The sequence below is a fragment of the Polyangium jinanense genome (genome assembly GCF_028435365.1).
Window position 1 is genome coordinate 155,468 of the sequence record NZ_JAGTJJ010000018.1, and the last position, 20,763, is coordinate 176,230.

14 protein-coding genes are annotated in these 20,763 nt (G+C 68.9%); 10 read left to right on the forward strand and 4 right to left on the reverse strand.

The genetic code is table 11. The features are described 5' to 3' along the window. The first annotated feature begins 261 nt into the window (after positions 1 to 261). Both KEG57_RS26955 and KEG57_RS26960 read left to right on the forward strand, forming a co-directional pair. Positions 262 to 4,257, forward strand: a complete 3,996-nt coding sequence (locus KEG57_RS26955) for a MopE-related protein (protein ID WP_272425304.1) — start codon at positions 262 to 264, stop codon at positions 4,255 to 4,257. Continuing rightward, positions 4,257 to 7,043, forward strand: coding sequence for a MopE-related protein (locus KEG57_RS26960; protein ID WP_272425303.1), 2,787 nt, complete (start codon positions 4,257 to 4,259; stop codon positions 7,041 to 7,043). The genes KEG57_RS26955 and KEG57_RS26960 overlap by 1 nt, the downstream gene beginning before the upstream one ends. Before the next feature lie 93 nt (positions 7,044 to 7,136). On the opposite strand, the gene KEG57_RS26965 is transcribed toward KEG57_RS26960, so the two are convergent. Then, positions 7,137 to 7,739 (reverse strand): hypothetical protein, encoded by a 603-nt coding sequence (locus tag KEG57_RS26965; RefSeq protein ID WP_272425302.1) that lies wholly within the window; start codon positions 7,737 to 7,739, stop codon positions 7,137 to 7,139. 353 nt (positions 7,740 to 8,092) lie between these two features. On the opposite strand from KEG57_RS26965, the gene KEG57_RS26970 reads away from it, so the two are divergent. Next, entirely contained in the window at positions 8,093 to 9,730 is a 1,638-nt protein-coding gene (locus tag KEG57_RS26970; protein ID WP_272425301.1) for a hypothetical protein, read from the forward strand. Here the strand turns inward: KEG57_RS26970 and KEG57_RS26975 are convergent. After that, entirely contained in the window at positions 9,698 to 11,005 is a 1,308-nt protein-coding gene (locus tag KEG57_RS26975) for a thymidine phosphorylase (protein WP_272425300.1), read from the reverse strand. The two genes, KEG57_RS26970 and KEG57_RS26975, sit on opposite strands and share 33 nt — an antisense overlap. 91 nt (positions 11,006 to 11,096) lie before the next feature. Between KEG57_RS26975 and KEG57_RS26980 the strand changes: the two genes are divergently transcribed. Next, entirely contained in the window at positions 11,097 to 12,056 is a 960-nt protein-coding gene (locus tag KEG57_RS26980; RefSeq protein WP_272425299.1) for a sensor histidine kinase, read from the forward strand. A gap of 47 nt (positions 12,057 to 12,103) precedes the next feature. Next, the gene (locus KEG57_RS26985) at positions 12,104 to 12,814 is read left to right on the forward strand and encodes a response regulator transcription factor (protein ID WP_272425298.1); all 711 of its coding nucleotides are present in this window, start codon (positions 12,104 to 12,106) and stop codon (positions 12,812 to 12,814) included. 51 nt (positions 12,815 to 12,865) lie between these two features. Here the strand turns inward: KEG57_RS26985 and KEG57_RS26990 are convergent, their stop codons facing one another. Together KEG57_RS26990 and KEG57_RS26995 are read right to left on the reverse strand one after the other, a co-directional pair. After that, complete coding sequence (locus tag KEG57_RS26990; RefSeq protein WP_272425297.1) at positions 12,866 to 13,306, reverse strand: hypothetical protein; 441 nt, start codon at positions 13,304 to 13,306, stop codon at positions 12,866 to 12,868. 71 nt (positions 13,307 to 13,377) lie between these two features. Then, positions 13,378 to 13,848: a DUF3293 domain-containing protein gene (locus KEG57_RS26995; protein WP_272425296.1), complete on the reverse strand. Its 471-nt coding sequence runs from the start codon at positions 13,846 to 13,848 to the stop codon at positions 13,378 to 13,380. A 139-nt stretch (positions 13,849 to 13,987) separates the two neighbouring features. Between KEG57_RS26995 and KEG57_RS27000 the strand changes: the two genes are divergently transcribed. The 5 genes from KEG57_RS27000 to KEG57_RS27020 all read left to right on the forward strand — a co-directional run bounded on the left by KEG57_RS27000 (position 13,988) and on the right by KEG57_RS27020 (position 20,730). Further along, a complete protein-coding gene (locus KEG57_RS27000; RefSeq protein WP_272425295.1) occupies positions 13,988 to 14,959 on the forward strand; it encodes an ABC transporter ATP-binding protein in 972 nt (323 codons plus the stop codon). Continuing rightward, positions 14,956 to 15,705 (forward strand): ABC transporter permease, encoded by a 750-nt coding sequence (locus KEG57_RS27005; RefSeq protein ID WP_272425294.1) that lies wholly within the window; start codon positions 14,956 to 14,958, stop codon positions 15,703 to 15,705. Before KEG57_RS27000 ends, KEG57_RS27005 begins: the two co-directional genes overlap by 4 nt. Beyond that, entirely contained in the window at positions 15,702 to 17,375 is a 1,674-nt protein-coding gene (locus tag KEG57_RS27010; RefSeq protein WP_272425293.1) for a GldG family protein, read from the forward strand. The genes KEG57_RS27005 and KEG57_RS27010 overlap by 4 nt, the downstream gene beginning before the upstream one ends. After that, positions 17,372 to 19,639 carry a DUF4340 domain-containing protein gene (locus KEG57_RS27015; protein WP_272425292.1) on the forward strand — a complete coding sequence of 756 codons (2,268 nt, stop codon included), beginning with the start codon at positions 17,372 to 17,374 and terminating at the stop codon, positions 19,637 to 19,639. The genes KEG57_RS27010 and KEG57_RS27015 overlap by 4 nt, the downstream gene beginning before the upstream one ends. A 212-nt stretch (positions 19,640 to 19,851) precedes the next feature. After that, on the forward strand, positions 19,852 to 20,730 hold the full coding sequence (locus KEG57_RS27020; RefSeq protein ID WP_272425291.1) for a S8 family serine peptidase: 879 nt from the start codon (positions 19,852 to 19,854) through the stop codon (positions 20,728 to 20,730). The last annotated feature ends 33 nt before the right edge of the window (positions 20,731 to 20,763 follow it).

Consider the following 20,763-nt stretch of genomic DNA (forward strand, 5'->3'; position numbering starts at 1 on the left):
ACGACGGAAAACGCCCTCTATTCCGTCCCGATCAAGAGAGTTTACGCCTCGCACGAACTCTTGTAGGGTGAACGAGCATCATCTTCCCGGCTCTCGGGATCAGACGGAGCATCGTCCGATCGCCCGGTGCCGGGCGTGATGGAAACCCGTACGTCGAGGCAAACTCCTTTTGCAAAATTCGCGTTCGTCCCGTTCCTACTTTCCTTCGGCTGACACGCGTCGCTGCATGACGTGGTCGGGCCGGGGCTGGATCACGAGAACATGAACAGGACCCTCTTCTCCCGTGGCATTGGCCGTCGCAAGCTTGGTATCGCGCCGGTCCTCACTGGTGCGGCCCTCGTGGCCGCCGCGTCGCTCACGGCGCCGCTCGCCTCCGCAGAGGAGCCTGCGTGCCTGAGCGCGGATCCGAAGGACTGGCCTTCGTCCGCGAAGCCGTACTTCATGATCCTCTTCGACACCTCCGGGTCGATGACGGGAGGCGCTCCGAGCAGCGCGAATCCGTTGCCCGACTCGTGCGGCTTCGGGTCGACCCGCATCAGCCACGCGAAGTGCGCCCTGCGGAAGATGTTTTTCGCGTTCGGCGGGCAGGTGAACTTCGGGCTCGCCGGGTTCTCGCGCGGCTTTGTCACCAGCGGTTGCACCGCAGCTTGCGGGGCGACCGGCACCGGCGGGTGCATCTGGCAGAGTTACACCGGCGGAGGCAACCCCTCCGGCGGCTGCGGCCTCGAGCCGACCTCGCAGGCGAACTCCGAGGATCGACGCGGCGCCGAGATCCTCGTCCCGATGCAGCGCGACAACTTCTACGCGCCGCCGCTCGAGCCTTCGAATGTCCCGGAGCTGCTCAAGTGGGTCGACAACGACTGTTCGCTGCACCCGACGTGGCCGATCAGCTACGAGCTCTGGCCGTCAGGTGAGACGCCGCTGAACGGCATCCTGCGCGACGCCTACCGGTACCTCTCGACTTCCTGGGCCAGGCCCATCAGCGGCGACCCGAGTTTCGACTCACCGATCGCCCAGTCCGGCGAGCGCGGCTGCCGCACGATCAACACGATCCTCATCACGGACGGCCTCGAGACGTGTGACAACCCGGCCGACGCGGTCGACGCGGCTGGCGATCTGCTCGCGGGCTTCGATCGTGGCGGGATCCACTGGTCGGTCAAGACACACGTCATCGACTTCGGTACCTCGTCTGCGGCAAACGCCGCGCTCGCGGCGGCCGGCGGCACGGGGACGTCGACGCCAGCGACGAACGAGACGCAGCTCTCGCAGGCGCTCTCGAACATCATCGCCGCTGCCGTCAAGCCCGAGACCTGCGACAACGCCGATAACAACTGCAACGGCTGCACGGACGAGGGCTTCGCCCATTACTGCAACCAGGGGCAGACGTGCTGCTCGTGGTCGACGGCCGCCCAGCGCGCGACGTGCATGTCGACGTACCAGAGCACGATCACCCCGGCGAACCCGGGCGGCGACCTGACGAAGCTACCCTGCACGACGCCCACGCAGGCGACCCAGCCGACCACCTGGCTCTGCTACAACCCCAAGGAGAGCTGCGACAACGTCGACAACAACTGCGATCCCGGGCCCGCGTTCGACGGCGATGCGGCGAACACCATCGACGAGAACGTGACGAAGTGCGGCAACCCGGCGCATTGCCCGAAGCCGGAGACCTGCAACAGCCAGGACGACGACTGCGACGGGCAAACCGACGAGGGCGGCATCTGCGTCGTGCCGTGTGTTCCCTCGCCGGAGATCTGCGACGGCTGCGACAACGACTGCGACGGCATCGCGGACAACGGCGCGCCGAACGCCTCGTGTGGCCTCCCGAGCCCGAATAACTGCGTCGGCACGCTGACGTGCAAGGCGGCGCAGAACGTGCCACAGCCGGGCGCTTGCGTGGCGAACGGCGGGTTCAACGCCTGCACGAACAACCCGCAGATCGAGACCTGCGACGGCCAGGACAACGATTGCGACGGCACGGTCGACGACGGCGTGCCGCCCGCGCAGTGCGTGCCCGTCGGCACGCCGTCGAACCTGAACTACGGCGCGAACAGCCAATGCAAGCGGGGCACGCAGCCCTGCAATGGCACGTGCCAGGGCTTCATCGGGCCGAGCGCGGAGATCTGCGACGGCATCGACAACGATTGCGACGGCGTGGTCGACGAGAGCCCGTTCGGCGTCGGCACGCCTTGCGGCGCCAACCAGCCGCCGTGCACGACCGGCCTCACGGCCTGCGTCAACGGCGCGCTCGTCTGCCAGGGCGGCGTGCAGCCCGGACCCGAGGTCTGCGACGGCACGGACAACGATTGCGACGGCTCGATCGACGAGACGCCGCTCGCGGACGCGCCGACCGGCGCCAACAATGGCTGCTGGACCGAGCCGGGCCAGTGCTGCACGTTCGGCAACCTGAAATGGTGCCCGCCGGCCGGCGCGACCTGCACGGGAACGGGCACGCTCACGGCGCCGTGCAACACCGGCAAGCTCGTCTGTCAGGGCGCGCAGAAGTGGGTCTGCTCGAATCCGAAGGCCCCGAGCCCGGAGGTCTGCGACGGCCTCGACAACAACTGCAATGGCATGCTCGACGACGGCAACCTGCCGCAGGTCGGCACGACGTGCGGCACCGATCAGGGCGAATGCGCGACGGGTACGCTCGCCTGCAATGCCGGCGTGCTCGATTGCGCGAACGACGTCGGCCCGGTGTCCGAGATCTGCGACGGCAAGGACAACGATTGCGACGGCGTGAACGACAACGGCATCCCCTCGGGCGGCCCGTGCGTTCCGACGTACGACACGGCGCTTTATCCGGGCGATCGCAGCGCCTCGCCGTGCACCCCGGGTGAGTTCCTCTGCAATGGCGCGGCCGGCGTGGAGTGCCTCGGCGGCGTCTCGCCACAGCCCGAGCTCTGCGACGGCATCGACAACGACTGCGACGGCACGGTGGACGAGAGCGGCCCCGGGCCGGACGGCGTCGACGGCTCGATGAACCCGCAGCCCACGCCGGTCGGCAGCATCGGCCAGGCGTGCGGCGTGGAGACGGGCGAGTGCAAGCAGGGCACGTTCGCCTGCGTGAACGGCGGGTTCGTCTGCACGGGCGAGATCACGCCGGTCCTCGAGGTCTGCGATTGCAACGACAACGACTGCGACGGACAGAGCGACAACCCCAACAACGGCATCCCGCTGTGCAGCACCGGCAAGGAGTGCGTGAAGGGGAGCGCGGGCGTGTGCCAGTGCGCGAGCGCGTGCAACCCCGGCAAAGAGTATCCGTGCCCGCCCGGCCAGCAATGCCAGCAGGTGACGGAGAGCTCGACGGGCGAGAATCTCGGCTTCTTCTGCGTGTCGGAGCCCTGCGTCGATTGCGAGCTGAAGACGGTCAAGGACGCGAACGGTAACGTGCTCTGCGCGCCCGCCGATACGCCGGCCGACGCGAATTGCGCCAAGCCGCCCGTGTGCGTCTGCAAGGGCCAGGCGGGCTGCAAGGATCCGTGCGACGGCGTGAGCTGCGGCGCGGGTGAGGTCTGCACGGCGTACGGGCCGAAGGCTGGCCAGTGCGTGGTGGACAACTGCTACAACGTGCCTTGCAACGGCTGCAACAAGGTCTGCAACCTCGGCTCGTGCATCGACAACCCGTGCCAGCCGGAGAGCTGCCCGGCCGATCAGATCTGCAAGCCGAGCGCCGATTACACCACGTTCACGTGCGTCTCGACCTGCGCGAACGTGGATTGCCCGTCGGGCCAGGTCTGCCAGGGCGGCACGTGCGTGGCCGCCTGCAGCCCGAATTGCGGACCCGATCAATACTGCGACATCACGCAGACCCCGCCCGCCTGCGTCCAGAACCAGTGCGCCGGCCCCTGCGCGAGCGGCGGCTGCTGCAATCCGGTGACGGGCGCCTGCGGCAATTGCCCCTGCGAGGGCGTCGTTTGCCCCGAAGGGCAGGTTTGTCAGAACGATTGCCCGCCGGGCGTCGCTTGCAGCCGCGGTGAATGCGTCGAGCCCATGGGCGGCCCGGGTTCCACCTCGAGCTCGAGCGGCTCGGGCGGCGCGGGTGGTGACGGCGGCGCGGCCGGCGCTGGCCCCGGCACGGGCGGTTCGGCCGGCGCTGGCGACAGTGGCGTGTGGGGCCTCGCGACGGGCGGCGGCGGTTGCGCTTGCTCCGCGGCCGGCGACACGCGCTCTTCGGCCGGGTGGCTCGCGCTCCTCGGTTTGCCCTTGGCCTTCCTCCGCCGGCGTCGGTCGGCGCGCAACGTGGAGGTTGCGTGATGAGCTTCTCTTCCAAACTCGGATGGCTCGCGGCCGCGGCGGGGCTCGCCCTCGCCGCGGGCTCCGCGGGATGCACCACGCAGGCATTCTGCTTCGACGATTGCGATAGCGGCTCGTCCACCGGCACCTCCAGTTCCTCCGGCACCGGCGGTACGGGCGGTGAAGGTGGATGCCTCTTCGGCTGCGGCGGCACGGGCGGCACGGCCGGCGAGGGCGGCGCGGGCGGCAGCGGCGGCTGCGTGCCGTCCGACAGCGGCGTCGAGGAGTGCAACGGCAAGGACGACGACTGCAATGGCAAGGTCGACGACCTTCCGGACTGGAGCACGCCCGAGGCCTGCGGCACCTGCGCCAACAATTGCTATCAGGTCCTGCTCAACACGGACCCCGACACGATCGCCTGCACCCCGAGCGCGGATCCGGGCAATACCGACGGTACCTGCACCGGCAATTGCGCGGTCGATTACTACGATCTCGATCCGAGCGCGCCGGGCTGCGAGTATTACTGCGTCTCCGGCGGCGCCGACGACTCGCTCTGCAACAACAAGGACGACGACTGCGACGGCATCAAGGACGAGGACGTCGACCTCTGCACCAGCACCACCGATTGCGGCAAGTGCGGGCGCACCTGCGTCGTCCTCCACGGCACGCCGGCCTGCACCAGCAGCGCCGAGCCCGGGCAGGCTTGCAACGACGGCAACACGCAATGCGTGATCCAGTCGTGTGAGCCTGGGTTCTATGATCTCGACGGCTCGTATGCCACGGGCTGCGAGTACCAGTGCAACATCACGAACGGCGGCGTCGAGATCTGCGGAGACAGCCTCGACAACGATTGCGACGGCAAGATCGACGACGCCGACGATCTCTCGGGTGACATGCAGCTCGGCCAGGATTGCTATGGCGATCCCAACGGCGAATGCGCGACGCCCGCGCACCTCGGCAAGACCATCTGCCAGGGCCACAAGGTCGTCTGCGCCGGGCCCAACGTCCTCGTCGAGAACCAGAACCCCGAGCTCTGCAACAGCCTCGACGACGATTGCGACGGCATCGTCGACGACAGCCCCACCGACGCCGGCAAGGCCTGCGGCGTCAGCAACATCTTCCCCTGCGCCTTCGGCACCCAGCAATGCCAGAACGGCGCGCTCGTCTGCGTCGGCAACATCGATCCCAAGCCGGAGATGTGCGACGGCGAGGACAACGATTGCGACGGCACGATCGACAAGACCAACGGCAGCCCGCCCCCGGACGCCGTCGGCGCTTGTGACGTCCCGCCGAACCCGCCCGCGGGCGCGACCACGCCTTGCAAGGCCGGCACGAAGGCCTGCGTCGGCGGCGCCATCGTGTGCCAGAACTCCGTCAAGCCGGCCGCAGGCGTGCAGGACGGCTGCAACATCGACGCGAACTGCGACGGCGCGCTGACGAACCAGCCCGACAAGCAGACCGACGTCAACAACTGCGGCATGTGTGGCAAGAGCTGCTACACGGGCGCGGTCCACTCCACGTGGTCCTGCGCCGCCGGCGCTTGCCAGTTCAAGGGCTGCGAGCCGGGGTATTACGATCTCAACAACGATCAGAAGTGCGAGTACGACTGCGACTTCATCTCGGCGCAGGAGACTTGCAACGGCCTCGACGACGATTGCGACGGCCAGATCGACGAGAACGTCATCGCCCCCTTGCCCACCCAGGTCTGCGGCGTCAGCCCCTCCGCCACCAAGGCCGAGTGCACCACCGGAGTCAACGTCGCCTGCGTGATGGGCGCCTGGAAGTGCACCTTCCCCGCCACCGTCTGCACCGGGGCCGCCCCGAACTACTGCACCGGCACCCCCGAGCTCTGCGACAACTACGACAACGATTGCGACGGCGTCCAGAACGAGAACGTCGCCAACTGGAACAAGCCCTGCAACTCCGACGACGCTCTGCCCCCGCCCGGACACGGCGCCTGCCGCACGCAGGGGAAGTACGAGTGCGACGGCACCACGGCCGTCAAATGCAGCGCCACGCCGGCGAACTGCGCCAGTTTGCCCGGCGGTTGCGAAGAGAAGTGCGACGGCCTCGACAACGATTGCGACGGCGCTGCCGACGAGCCCTACAGCAAGAAGGGCAGCAATGCCGCGTATTACGTCAAGCCGGCGGTCACGAAGCTCGGAGCGCAGAACAAGTGGATCATGACGTTCGAGGCCAGCCGCCCGAACGCCACCGCCGTCGTCCCCGGCACCGGCAATGGCTTCTGGACCAGCGCTCCCACGGGATCCACGCTCGACAAGACCCCGGCTTGCTCGGTCCAGGGGAAGATCCCCTGGTTCAACGTCACCCCGCGTGAGGTCGAGGACGTCTGCGCCGCGGCCGGCGGCACCGTCTGCAGCACGGCCGATTGGCAGGCCGCCGCGCGTACCCCCGCGCCGGATGCTTGCCTCTGGGGCTACGCGCCGCTCTCCGCGTGCAAGACCGGGTTCGTGGCGAACGTGAAGTACTGCAACCTCGGCTTCTCGTACGACTTCTCCCCGGATGTCGGCACGCAAAACGGTCTGCTCGTCACCGGCGACACGGTCAACCTGAAGAACTGCTGGGTCGATTGGACCGGACAAACCAATCCCCAGGTCTACGACATGACCGGTAACCTCCGCGAGATCACGAAGTCCGCGACGAACACGTATCCGCTGCTCGGCGGCGCCTTCAACACCCAGGCCGAGTCCGGCGCCCAGTCGGACTTCACCTTCTACACCGTCGATCAGAACTTCCAGTTCTTCGACACCGGCTTCCGCTGCTGCTTCGCTGCGAACCCGGGCTGAAGGACCCTCCAACGAAAAAGCCCACGCTCCCGAAACCCGGGACGCGTGGGCTTTTTCATTCGAGGCCACGACGACGTGGCCCCCGCGCGGCGATCACCAGGGGCGATCGCGCATCGTCTGCTTGTACTTTTCCTTGTAAAGATCGTGGCACTTCTTGCAGGAAGCCTTTGCGCCGTCGAGGTCGCCGGCCTTCGCCTTGGCCACACCCTCATTCGAGATGGCGACCCAGCTCCCCATGCCGGGCGGCGGCTTGCCCGCGGTGTAGGCCAGGGCATTGGCGATCTTCGTCAGATCACCACTCGACGTCGCCGAGGCCATGACCGTCTTCATCCAGCCCTGCATCGGGCAGGGCTTCTGCCCCTTGGCGCCGCAATCGAACGTCTTCGGGCCGGCCGCCGCGCTGGCCGCGGGCGCCGCAGAGCCGGCGGCGGGGGCCGCGGACGCCGCAGCCACGGCGGCGGATCCCGCGGGCTCCACGGGGGCGGAAGCAGCGCTGTTCTCGGGCTTCGGGGCCTCGGCGCTCGGCGCGGGGGCCGCTGACGCGACCGGGGCCGCGGAGGCCGCAGGCTGCGTGTCCGCCGCGGCTGCGCTGGGCTTCGCTTCGGGCGAGGCGCCTTCGTTTTTCGCCTCACCGCCGCCGCAGCCGACGGCACCCGCGAGCGCCACGATCGCCGCGAACCGCACTCCCTGTCTCATCCTGCTCTCCTTACATGGTGGCGAAGATCGACCTTTCTCGGCGATCCTCGCATTCCTACTCGCCCGGCTCATGATCCGGCCGCGCGGGGCAAGTTGCCCCGGCATTCGACTTTGATCCGTATCCACGGCCTGATGGCAAGACAAAAAAAGTGCCGATGTCTGCTCCCTCGCCGGTCCGTCCCTCCCCCCTCCGCCCTGCGTCCGCTCCTCCCGACGCTCCCAAGCTGCTTTTCACGCGCGGAGGCCGATATCCGCAGGCGATCGCGTGGTTCGGGGCGCGATCGTTCTGGGGGCATCTCTGGCACCTCGTGGCGAGCGTCATCGCGACGGAAGACATCGACAGTCGCGCATGGATGCGACCGAGCACAGCCGACACACTGACGCGCAAGGCCGCGGCCGTGCTGGGCGGCAGCGAAGGCAAAGAGACGCTCACCGAGGCGCTCGGTCGCGACGTCTGGATCGATTTCCTCGCCGACACGGGCGATTGCGTGTCCGTGAGCCAGGAGGTCGCGCGTCTCGTGTTCGAGACGTACGAGGTCGAAGTTCCGGACAAACCCGGCGAGACGCTCGTGCTCCCGCGCGGGGACATCCTCCTGTTCGGCGGGGACACGGCGTATCCGGTGGCGACGGAGCTCGAGATCCACAACCGGGTGATCGTGCCGTTCTCGCGGGTGCTGGAGGAGGTCCGAGACGGCAAACCCCGGGTGCTCCTGGGAGTCCCGGGAAATCACGATTGGTACGCGGGGCTCGACGGCTTCGGGCGCATGTTCCGGGAGCGGCGCGGGACCGTGGATCTCGTGGGGAGATCGACGCCGAACGAGGTCGTGCGGTTCGCGCAGATCGGACACTTCATCCAGTGGGTGGAGGCGTTTCGCATCGGACGTTATGTGAGCAAACGATCGACGTTGCCGCTCGACGGATACGTGCCGGTGCAGGACGCGAGTTACTTCGCGCTCAGGCTCGCGCCGGGGCTCGATCTGTGGGGCGCGGATCGGCAGCTCCGCGCGGTGGACTTCGAGCAACGCGCGTTCTTCGCGTCGCTCCGGACCGAGAACCGCGGGCTGCTCTTGACCCTGGCGGATCCGGCGTACGCGTTCCTGGAGCCGAACCCTGCGGGGCAACACATCGTCGACGCGCTGGATCTACGGCTCGAAGACGACGCCGTGCTCGTGCTGACGGGCGATACACATCACTACTGCCGCGAGCAGATCGGCAAGACGTGCCACGTGATCGCCGGCGGAGGCGGGGCGTTCTTGCATCCGGCGCGGATCATGCGGAAGGGCCTGCCCGAGCCGGCCGCGGAGTTCCCGGGGCCGAAGGCGTCGCTCGCGCTGGCGCTGCAAATCCCGTGGCAGATCGTGCACGGACGGAGCGGCTTTCTGGTGCACCTCGCGGCCGCGCTGCTCTACCTGCCGGCGTTTTCCGCGGTGCGATGGGGCGGCGCGCCGCCGATGGTGGGATCGCTCGTGACGGCGGCGATCGCGGGCTTCGTGTGCCGGCTGCTCGGCGGATTCCGGAACCGATCGATCGCGGTGTACCTGCTCGCGACGATCGCGGGGCTCACCGTGGGGTTCGTGCCGATGCTCGCGCGGATGACGTTCGCGGCGGCGGGCGGCCTCTTCGACGCGGCGGATCTCTACGGCGCGAGGCCGTGGCTCGTGTTCCTGGTCTCGGTCTACGTCGCGACGCTGGTCTTCGGCGCGTACCTGATGGCGCTGACGATCTTCGGGATCGAGCAACACCAGGCGTTCGCGGCGCTGGCGCACCCCGGATACAAGCACTTCGTGCGGGTGCGCGTGCGCCGCGACGGGAGCGGCGCCGACGCGTGGGTGCTCGGGAAGGTGGATCCTCTGTCCGCCTCGGATCCGGTCGTCCTGGTGGACCAGTTTTCCTGGACGAACGACGGCCTCTCGGCCGGCGCGCGCTCGGCGTTGCCGGCGTCCCTGATCACGCCGCCATCAAGCGATGCGGCCCAGCAGAAGAGGCGGTGAGGCCTCGGGCGCGGAACTGACGCGGAAGGCGCTCTGGACACGATCCGCGACGGCCTCGGCCGCGGCCGCCGAGCGCACGTGGAGGCACGCGAGGGGCTCGCCGCGACGCACGCCGGCGCCACGCGGCGCGAGGATCTCGATGCCGACGGCGTGATCGACCTTCTGATCGGCGCGCGTGCGGCCCGCGCCCATGGCGACGGCGGCGAGGCCGATCTCGAGGGGATCGATCGCCGCGACGAAGCCGTCGGCGTCGGAGGGAACGAGGACGGTTTCAGGGGCACGCGGCAGGCAACGCGGATCTTCGACGACCGCGGGATCGCCGCCCTGGGCCTCGATCATGCGCTCGAACACGCGCGCGCCGCGCCCGCTCGAGATCGCGTCGCGGAGTTTTTCGCGCGCCTCTTCCACGGAGGAAGCGGCGTCGCCGAGCACGAGCATCTCGGCGCCGAGGGCGAGTGTGCACTCGACGAGATCGTCCGGTCCGCCGCCGTGGAGGACCTCGATCGCTTCGCGCGTCTCGATGGCGTTGCCGACGGTGCGGCCGAGGACGGTGCTCATGTCGGTCAGGAGCGCGACCACACGCTTGCCGGCGGCCTTGCCGACACGCACGAGGGCCTCGGCGAGGGCGCGCGCGTCGCGCTCGGTCTTCATGAACGCGCCGCGGCCGACCTTCACGTCGAGCACGAGCGCGTCGATGCCCTCGGCGAGTTTTTTCGAGAGGATGCTCGCGACGATGAGGGGGATCGACTCGACCGTGGCCGTGACGTCGCGCAGCGCGTAGATACGTTTGTCCGCGGGGGCGATGCGTCCGGTCTGTCCGATCATGCAAGCGCCGATGTCGCGGACGATGCGCGCGAAGGCATCCGTGTCGAGCGAGACGTTGAAGCCGGGGATGGCTTCGAGCTTGTCGAGGGTGCCGCCCGTATGGCCGAGGCCGCGGCCGCTGACCATGGGCACGGGCACGCCGCAGGCCGCGACGAGGGGCGCGAGGCACAAGGAGACCTTGTCGCCGACGCCTCCGGTCGAGTGTTTGTCGACCTTGATTCCGGGGACGGAGGAGAGGTCGAGGACGTCGCCGGAGTGGAGCATCGCGCGGGTGAGGGCCACGGTCTCCGCGTCGTCCATGCCGCGGAAGAAGATGGCCATGCAGAGCGCGCTCATCTGGTAATCGGCGAGCTCGCCCGTTCCGAGGGCGCGGATGAGGCGCGCGATCTGGTCGTCCGAAAGGCGGCCGCCGTCGCGCTTCTTGGCGATGAGCTCAACCAGGGTCTCCACGGTGCGGAGCATACATCAAAGCGGCCTCGCGGCGCGGGCCGCGTGCGTGGCGTCTCCCCAGGGCGAGCGGCGCGCGCTACCTTTCGGCCGCATGAGCAGGGCACGTGACTTCACGACGCTCGGCTACCGGCGCATCGTCAAGCTGCTGGTCTCGCTCGTCATCGTCCCGTCGGTGCTGCTGTCGGCGGTCGGCGCGTCGCTCGTGGTGATGGGCGAGGCGCGGTACAACATCCTCATCGGGATCCTCGTGCTCACGTTCTCGAGCACGCTCGTGACAGGGGTGATCCTGGTGTGGGTGTTCTTGCGGCGGGAGCGAGATCTCTCGGAGCTGCAAGCCGACTTCGTGTCGAAGGTCTCGCACGAGCTCCGGACGCCGCTGACGTCGATCCGGATGTTCACCGAGACGCTGGTGCTGCGGCGCGGGGACAAAGAGAGCGAGGATCGATGCATCCTGGCGCTCAACAAGGAGAGCGCGCGGCTGCAACAGCTCATCGATCGGCTGCTCGACTGGGGGCGGATGGAGAGCGGGCGGCGGGTCTACGAGCTCGCCGAGCAGGACGTGGTGAAGGTCGTGGAGGAGGCGATCGCCGCGTTCGAGCCGACGCGCGAGCAGCGGCACGTGGAGCTCTCGGTGCAGTTCGAGCCGGACCTGCCGCGCGTGTGGTGCGACCACGGGGCGATCGTGATCTCGCTCGTGAACCTGCTCTCGAACGCCTACAAGTACGGGGGGCAGCCGCGGAAGATCGAGCTCGCGGTCGCGCGGAAGCTCGGCGAGGTGCTGATCACGGTGCGCGACAACGGCAAGGGGATCGCGCGGCGCGAGCACAAGCGCATCTTCGAGAAATTTTACCGGGTCGATGATCTCCTTGCACGACAGCAAGAGGGGTCGGGGCTCGGGCTTGCGATCGTGCAACATGTGATGCGCGCGCATCGAGGTCGCGTGACCGTGGACAGCGAGCCGGGTCGAGGGAGCGCGTTCACGCTGGTGCTTCCGATCCAGGCGAAGGTGCGGGTGTCGGAGCCGATGTCGAGCACGGGAGGGACGGCGTAAGGGTGGGAGCGGCAAGCGGCGCGGAACGTGATAGAGAGCCTGGATCGATGAACCGGGTCGGACAGGGCGGCGCGCGGCGCACGGTCCTCGTCGTGGAAGACGACGACAGCATCGCGATGGGCCTCGAGATGAACCTGTCGGCGGAGGGGTATCGCGTGCTCCTCGCGACCGACGGGGAGAGTGGTCTCGCGCTCGCGCGCGGAGGCGGGATCGACCTCTTGATCCTGGACGTGATGCTGCCGAAGCTGAACGGCTTCGAGCTTCTGCGGATGCTGCGCGCCGAGCGGTACACGATGCCGGTGATCATGCTGAGCGCGCGCGGCGCGGAGATGGACAAGGTGATGGGGCTCGAGCTCGGCGCCGAGGACTACATCACGAAGCCGTTCGGGCTGGCGGAGCTTTTGGCGCGGGTGAAGGCGGTGCTCCGGCGCGACGCGATCGCGCGCGGGGACGACGCGAGCGCGATCCGAGCGGCGGACCTCGAGATCCATCCGTCGACGCGGGAGGTGCGGCGCGACGGGAAGCTCGTGGAGCTCACGGCGACGGAGTTCGACATCCTGTTTTGCCTGGTCAGCGCGGGCGGCCGCGTGCTGTCGCGGGAGCAGCTCCAGGCGAAGGTGTGGGGGCCGAGCCATCACGGCACGCCGCGCACCGTGGACAACTTCATCCTGCAGCTACGAACGAAGCTCGAGGACAATCCGGCGAACCCCAGGCACCTCGTGACGGTGCGAGGCGTGGGGTATCGGTTCGTGGTTTGACGAGACGAACGAGACACCCCCGCTCCCATCCGGAAGCGGGGGCCGCCGAACTCAAGGCGCCTGACAGAATTTGTTGATGCTGTCGACGAGCGGGTCTTCCTGCTTGACCGCCTTGTCGAGCGCGGCCTGGGCCGAGTTGATCTTCGCGAGATCCTTCGCCTCGGCGGCGGCAGCCATGTCGCGGGCGGCCTTGGCGACGTCCTTCGCCATCGTCTGGTACTCGGTCGAGTACTTCTTCAGGTCGGGGATCGTGAGCTCCACCTTGGCGGCGTCGGCGGCGACCTTGTCCATCGCGTCGGCCATGCTCTTGAGCTCGTTCGCTCCCGTCGGGTCGGCGCCGCCCTTCGGCGTCTTGTTCAGGCTCTCGACGCCCTTGTTGATCACCTCGATGAGCTGGTTGCACTCGGTGATCTTTTTCTGGCCGCAGGCCGTGGCTCCCACGAGCAGAGCGGCGCCCACGATCGCGGCCGAGAACAGGGATTGATGACGCATCTTCGACTGTCTCCTGTGGAGGGATTGGCGTTCGGTGGCCGCTTTCTTCGAAGAGGCCAGAAACTTCGCAGTCACGAGCGTACCCGCCAGTTGCCGTGGAAGGTACGTCCCACGTCGTCGGCCGTCGGGTCGGTCACGATGATCTCGGGGCGACCGTTCTCCGCGTAGACGATGGTATTTTGTCGGAAGACGCGGCCGAACGCGATGGCCTCGTCGCGCTCCATGCCGTAGACGAGCCACGCGGGCTCGCGCCAGACACCTTCAGGCTCCGCCTCGGAGCCGACGCAGGGCTCGACGCGGTAGCAGCCGAGGATGAGCAGGTCGCGGAGCACGTGGTGGCGCTGCTCGTTCACCTTGCGGGGCAGGAGCATCGAACGCGGGTTGTAGGCCGTGAGCACGGCGAAACGCCGGTTCAGGAGCTCGGGCAACGCCGAGTGATCCTGGACGATCTCGCCGTCGAGCGAGGCGCGTAGCGGCGCGCCGTGCGGGCCGGGGAACTCGTAGATCGTCGCGAGGTACGAACGGAGGAGCGCTTGGTCCATCGATAGGTCTGACCGCTCCTACCAGAGTGGCGGCCCGCACGCTACCAGGCCCTTCGCGTTGCGAGGGCGCCCGGCCTTCCCGTGAGCCCGCCCGCGCGTCTTTCCCTTCCTGGATGCTTGCGCTAAGCCCTGCCCCGGGATGATCGAAGTGGAGCGCCTCTCCAAGTCGTACGGCGCCTTTCGCGCCGTGTCGGATGTGTCGTTTCACGTCGAGCGCGGCGAGGTCGTGGGATTCCTCGGGCCGAACGGCGCGGGGAAGAGCACGACGCTCCGCATGCTGGCCGGCTTCCTCGGGCCAAGCGCCGGGCGGATCCGCATCGGCGGGCACGACATCGCCGAGGAGCCGCTGCTCGCGCGGGAAAAGCTCGGGTACATGCCCGAGACCTCGCCGCTGTATCCGGAGATGCGGGTGCGTGAGTACCTCACCTTTCGCGCCGAGGTGAAGCGCGTGCCCCGGAGCGCGCGGGCCAAGGCGGTCGAGCGGGCCGCCGAGGAGGCGCGGGTCGACGACGTCGCGGATGTGCTCGTGCAGCATCTGTCGAAGGGGTACCGGCAGCGCGTCGGGCTCGCGGATGCGCTGCTCGGGGATCCGCCGGTGCTGATCCTCGACGAGCCCACGGCGGGGCTCGATCCGAACCAGATCCGCGAGGTGCGCGAGCTCGTGAAGCGGCGCGGCAAGGACCACGCGATCCTGATCTCGACGCACATCCTCTCGGAGGTCGAGGCGACGTGCTCGCGCGCGCTCGTGGTCGCGCGGGGCAAGCTCGTGGCGTCGGGGACCATCGAGGAGCTGCGCGAGATGCGAAGGGCTTCGGGGCTCCGCATCGTCGTGCGCGGGGATGCGACGCGGGCGCTCGGGATCGTTCGTGCGCTTCCGGAGGTCGCGGGGGCTGATATCGACGCGGGGCAGGCGCCGGCGGCGGATGCGGCGGCGTTGCTCGTCACGTACCGGCGCGCCGAAGGCGGGGCCGAGGCGGCCGAGCGGGTCGTCGCGGCGCTCGTCGGCGCGGGGCTCGGCGTGCGGGAGGTCGTGCCGCGGGCCGCGACGCTCGAGCAGGTCTTCTCCGAGCTCACGCGGGGGGACGAGACCGCGGCCGAGGTGCAGGCGTGAGGGGATTCTGGCCGATCTTCAAGCGGGAGCTCTTCTCGCTCTTCGTCACGCCGCTCGCCTGGGTGGTGATCACGTCGTTCCTGCTCCTCCAGGGCCTGCACTTCTTCTTGATCGTCGTGAACTTCGCGGCGGCGCCGGCGGAATCGCTCGGCGACAGTGGGCCGGTCCAGGCCTTCTTCGGCCAGACGATGCTGCTCTACGTGCCGCTCTTGCTCGTCTGCCCGCTGCTCACGATGCGGCTCTTCGCCGAGGAGCGGCGCAGCGGCACGATCGAGACGTTGCTCACGGCGCCCGTGGGCACCGTGGGCGTGGTGCTCGCGAAGTACGCGGCCGCGGTGGCGACGTACGTCGTGATGTGGGCGCCGACGGCGCTCTACATCGTGATCCTCGCGCGGACGGGGGACGTCGACTGGCGGGTCGTGGGGACGAGTTACCTTTCGGTCTTCGCGATCGGCGCGGGCTACCTCGCGCTCGGCGTCATGACGAGCGCGCTCACGCAGAGCCAGCTCACGGCCGCGGTGCTCTCGGCGCTGGCGATCTCGGGCCTCTTCTTCTTCGGCTTCGCGGAGTTCATCGTGCCCGATGGGCCGGCGCACGATCTCGCGACACATGTCTCCGTTTGGACTCAAATGAATGACGCGTCGCGGGGGCTGCTCGATTCGCGGCGGCTCGTCTTCGACGCGACCGTCGTACTCCTGCCGCTCTTCGTCACGGTGCGCGCCGTCGAGGCGTGGAGGTGGGGATGAGCGAGGAGCGCAAGCCGAAGAAAGGCAAGAAGGCGCCTCGGCCCGAAGGTACGAAGCCGAAGGACGTGAAGCCCGCGGCCACGAAGGCGCCCGCGCCTCCGCGTGATCCCGCGCCCGAAGCGCCGGCCGGGACGAGCGCGGGGACGAAGCTCGGCGCGCTCGTCGGGCTCGTGGCGGCGATGGTGCTCGCGGTGCTCGTGAACGTGGTCGCGGCGCGGCACTACAAGCGCTTCGATTTCACGAAGGGCGGGCTCTATACGCTGAGCCCCGCGACGGTGCAGACGCTCCACGCGCTCGGCGAGCCGATCCGCGTCGACGTGCTCTTGCCCGCGGGTGATCCGCTCGCGCTATCGATCCAGCACCTGCTCGAGGCCTACCGCAGCGAGACGTCGCGCCTCGAAGTGCACTTCACCGATCCTGATCGCCACGCGGCCGAGTTCGTCGCGATCCAACGCAAGTACGACGAACGCGTCGTCGACGGTCGGGTGGTGACGGACGCGGCGATCGTCGTCGCGCGAGGCGACCGCGTGCAGTTCATCACGCCGCGGGATCTCGTCGAGGTCGAGGACGAGAACGACGTACGCGCGCGGCCTCGACTGGAGCAGGCCCTCACCGCGGCGATCCGCGCGGTCGTGTCCACGGATCGGCCGAAGATCTGCTTCACGACGGGGCACGACGAGAAGTCGATCGAGACGGGCGGAAGTGGCCTCGCGCCGCTGCGCGAGCGGCTCGAGAAAAACGGACACGAGGTCGTGACCGTCGACCCTCGCGAGAAGGCCGACGACAAGGACAAGGCGCGCGCGCCGTTTGCCGGTTGCCGTGTCGTCGTGGTCGCGGGGCCGTCGCTGCGTTTTTCCGAGGCCGAAACGAAAAAGCTCGAAGGGTTCGTCGAGCAGGGCGGCAACGTCCTCGTCGCGGCCTCACCCGTGCCGGACGAGGGGGACCAGAAGTACCTCGATCTCGGCCTCGATCCGCTGCTCGATCGCTTCGGCATCGCGCTCGCGCGCGACTTCGTGTTCGAGACCGATACGCGCCTGCGCGCCGTGCGCGGGTACGGCGAGACGTTCCTCCCGATCGCCAAGCCGCATCCCATCACCGAGGGCCTGATCCGCGCCGAGCAGTCGGGCCTCGGCGCGGTCATGACCGTGGCGAGCTCGCTCCAGAAGACGGGCAAAGGCGCGGCGGCGGTGTCGCCCTTGCTGGAGACGAGCGAGGACGCCTTCGGCATGATCGACTTCTTCACATGGGCGAAAAACCCCTCGGATCCCGCGCCGAACGACGCGGATCACAAGGGACCGCTCACGGTCTCCTTCGCCGCCGAGATGCCCAAGCGTCCGGGTGCCGAGCGTGGCGCGCGACTCGTGGCCATCGGATCCGCGAGCCCGATGATGGGCGAGAACTGGCAAAGCGACGAGCTGCGCGGCACGGCGATCTTCGTCGAGAGCGCGATCGCCTGGCTCGCCTCTGCGCCCGTGCCGCTCGACATCCCGAACAAGCCCGCCTTCACCGCGGGCCTGCGCATGAGCGAGGACTCGCTCGCCTCGATCTTCCGCTACGTCGTGGTGTTCATCCCGCTCGCGTCCGTGCTCACCGGGCTCGCCGTGCACCTGCGAAGGCGCGCGACCGAGCGGCGCGGGACCCGCAAGGAGAAGGAGCAAGCGCCCGAATGAGCTTCGCGAAGTTCGCGAAGAAGCACGCGACGACGCTCGTCCTCTGCGTTCTTTCGATCAGCGCGGGCGCCTACGTGTTCGTCGTGGATCGCGGCTCGGTGACGACCGAGGAAGCCGAGCAACGAAAGAAAAACGTGGTCCTCGCGTGGAGGCCCGACGAGATCACCGAGCTCGTGGTCGAGCAGGGCGCGTCGTCCGCGAAGCTCACGCGCACGCCGCCCGATGCGCTCGGACAGCGCTTCTGGGAGGTGACGATCGGGGGCGAGCGGTTCCCCGCGGAGGCGCAGATCGTCGATCAGCTCCTCGGCACGCTGGAGTTCGCCACGCGCGAGCGGGTGCTCGCGCCGGACAGCGTGGATCGCGCGGCAAGCGGCCTCGATGCGCCCCGCGCGCGGATCGTGGTGACCACGCCGGGACGAACCACGACGCTCGCGATCGGAGGCCCCGCGCCGACGCCGGCAGGCGCTGCGATCATCGAGGTTCACGAAGGGGATCGGACCTCGTTCCAGGTGATCACGAAGGAACTCGTCACGGCCCTCGCGATCGATCCGAGCTCGCTTCGATCGCGGGATCTCCTCCCCTACCCTGCAAGCGACGTCGCGCGGTTCGAGATCGAAGGTCCGAACGGCAAGTACGCGCTCGCGCGACCCACGGATGGCGGTGACGCGCTCAAGCTCGACGGCCCTGCGAAGGAAGCAGGTCGCCGTGCCTCCCGCACAGCCACGGACGAGCTGTTCGATACGCTCTCACGCGTGCGGGCCGACGCCTTCCTCTCGGACGAAGCCGCGCGCCGCGCGTCCACGCCCACGGCGACGCTCACGATGAGCCCCACGGACGCGACGAAGCCCAAGGGAACCCTCGTCCTCGGCGGAGCCTGTCCCGACAAACCCGACCTCGTCGTCGCGCTGCAGACGGCGCCCACGCGTGCCGCGGCCTGCGTGTCTACGACCTTCCTCGACGCGCTCTCGAAGCCCGAAAGCGCGTTCGTGGATCGCAACGCGTTCTTCGCGACGATCGACGAGATCCACGAGGTCACGCTCACCGCTGGTGATCGCCGCATCGAGCTCGCGCGCAAGGGCACGGGCTTCCACGAGCGCGCTCCCGAGGATCGCGACATCGAGGGCGCCACCGGCCGCCTCTTCCTCGAATCCCTCCTCGCTCTCCGTGCGAAGGATTTTCTCCCCGCGGACGATCGCGCCTCGCTCGGCCTCGATCCGCCGCAAGGCAAGGTCCGCATCGTCTCGGTCTTGCCCTCGCGGAGTCCCGACGGCGGCGACGACGATCGGATCGAAGAGCTCCTCGTCGGCAAACCGCAGGGCGACGTCGTCCCCGTGCTGCGCACCTCCGACGGCGCTGTCCTCGCGATCCCCGCCGATCGAGCGCGCGCGCTCTTCCCGAGCAAGATCACGCTGCGCAGCCCCACCGTGATCGACGCCCCGGAGACGAGCCTGCGCGCGCTGCGCATCACCGAGGGCGATCGCGTGCAGCACCTCGAACGCACGCCCGAAGGAGGCTTCGCGCTCGAGGAGCCACGTGGGAAAAACCTCGCGGCCGACCTCGGCTTCGGCACGGAGCTCGCCACGTCGCTCCTGCCCTTGCGTGTCGAGCGGTTCGTCGCCGAACGCGACGATGGATCCTTCGGCCTCGCGAACCCGCGCATCGTCATCGAAGCGGATCTCGCCGCGGGCAAAGACGCGGGCGCGCGCACCGTGCGCTTGCTGCTCGGCGCGCCCACGACGGGCGGCTCCTTCGCGCGCATCGACGGCGACGACGCCGTCTTCGTGATCGATCCGAAGATTGAGTCCGCAGCCGGAAAATGGCTGCTCGACCGATCGATCTTCACCCTCGACGTGGCCGAGATCCAGAAGGTCACCATCACCCCTTCGGACAAACGCAAGCCGCCCCTCGTCCTCGATCGCGCGGGAGACGCGCTGCGCATCCGGGGCGACGAAGCCGCGACCGCGAAGGCCGCCGCGATCCGCGATGCGCTCGCCGACCTCGTCCCCGAAGGCGCCGTTAGCGTCGGACCGCCTCGCAAAGAAGAAGGACTCGACTCGCCCGCCGTCGTGATCACCATCGAGCGCAGAGGCCTCGATCCCGACGCGCCCGCGACCGTCGATCCCCAGCGCACCCTGCGCATCTCCCTCGGCGCCGGCGACGCGTTTCGCGGGACGAACATCACCTACGCCCGCCGCGACGGAGTCGACGCCACCTACGCCATCGCGCAAGCCAAGACGCGCGTCTTCCTTGATCTCGCTCGCTGACGCCTCCCGCGAGAGCGCGATCTTCCGAAGAAGACGGAAATCCATCGAGGTGCGTCGCAGCCGACGACGAGAGTCCAGAGCACTGTTCGGACGCCTGCCCGGCCGCGGCGCGCGAAAAAATCGCGGCCTTCCCGCGCGAGCCTGGATCCCCGCGAACAAGGAAGCGCAAGGGTGGACCCCTGCGAAGAAAAGAAGGTAGACTCCGTCAGCCCATGTCCACCGACCCGCGATCCAACCTGGCCGGCCTCGCCGCGCTTCAGGCTGAAACCCTCGGAAGCCCCGACGTCTGCGTCGCCGTCCTCGATGGCCCGGTCGATCTCGCGCACCCGGCCTTCCGCGGCGCGAACGTCACGGCCCTCGAGATGCCGGTGTCCAGCGACGAGGCGGCCGACCGCACGCACGGAACCCACGTCACGAGCCTCGTGTTCGGTCAGCCGAGCGGCCCCGCGCCGGGGATCGCTCCGAAGGCGAAGGGCATCGTCGTGCCCGTGCACAACTTCCGCCCCGAGACGACCGCGCCCGCGGGCAATCCGCCCGATCTCGCGAAGGGCATCCGCGACGCGATCGCCGCCGGCGCTCACGTCATCACGATGCACGGCGGCGCGCTCTCGCCGGACGCGGGCATGCTCGACGCGCTCGCGAAGGCGCTCGCCCGCGCCGCCGAGCGTAACGTGCTCGTCGTCGTCGCCGCCGAGGGCGATGGCAACGAGCACTTCCACGTGCCCACGGCCGCCTCCACGGTGCTCGCCGTCGCGGCCGAGGACGCGGAAGGCAAGCTGCTCGACTTCGGCATGTGGGGCCCGACCTACCGCGACAGCGGCATCGTCGCGCCGGGCGAAGGCCTCATCGGCGCGGCTCCCGGCGGGGGAACCGTCGCGCAGAGCGGCGCGACCTTCGCCGCCGCGATGGTCGCCGGCGTCGCCGCGCTCCTCCTCAGCGTGCAGATCGCCCGTGGAAAGCAGGTGGATGCACGCGCCGTCCGCACCGCACTGCTCCAGAGCGCGACGCCCCTCTCGATGGCCCAGAGCGAGCGCGGCAAGGGCGTCCTCCGCGGCCGCATCGACGTCGCCGCCGCTCTCAAGCTCATTTGACCTCAAAGTAACGGCGTGCCGGCGGGGTTCGTC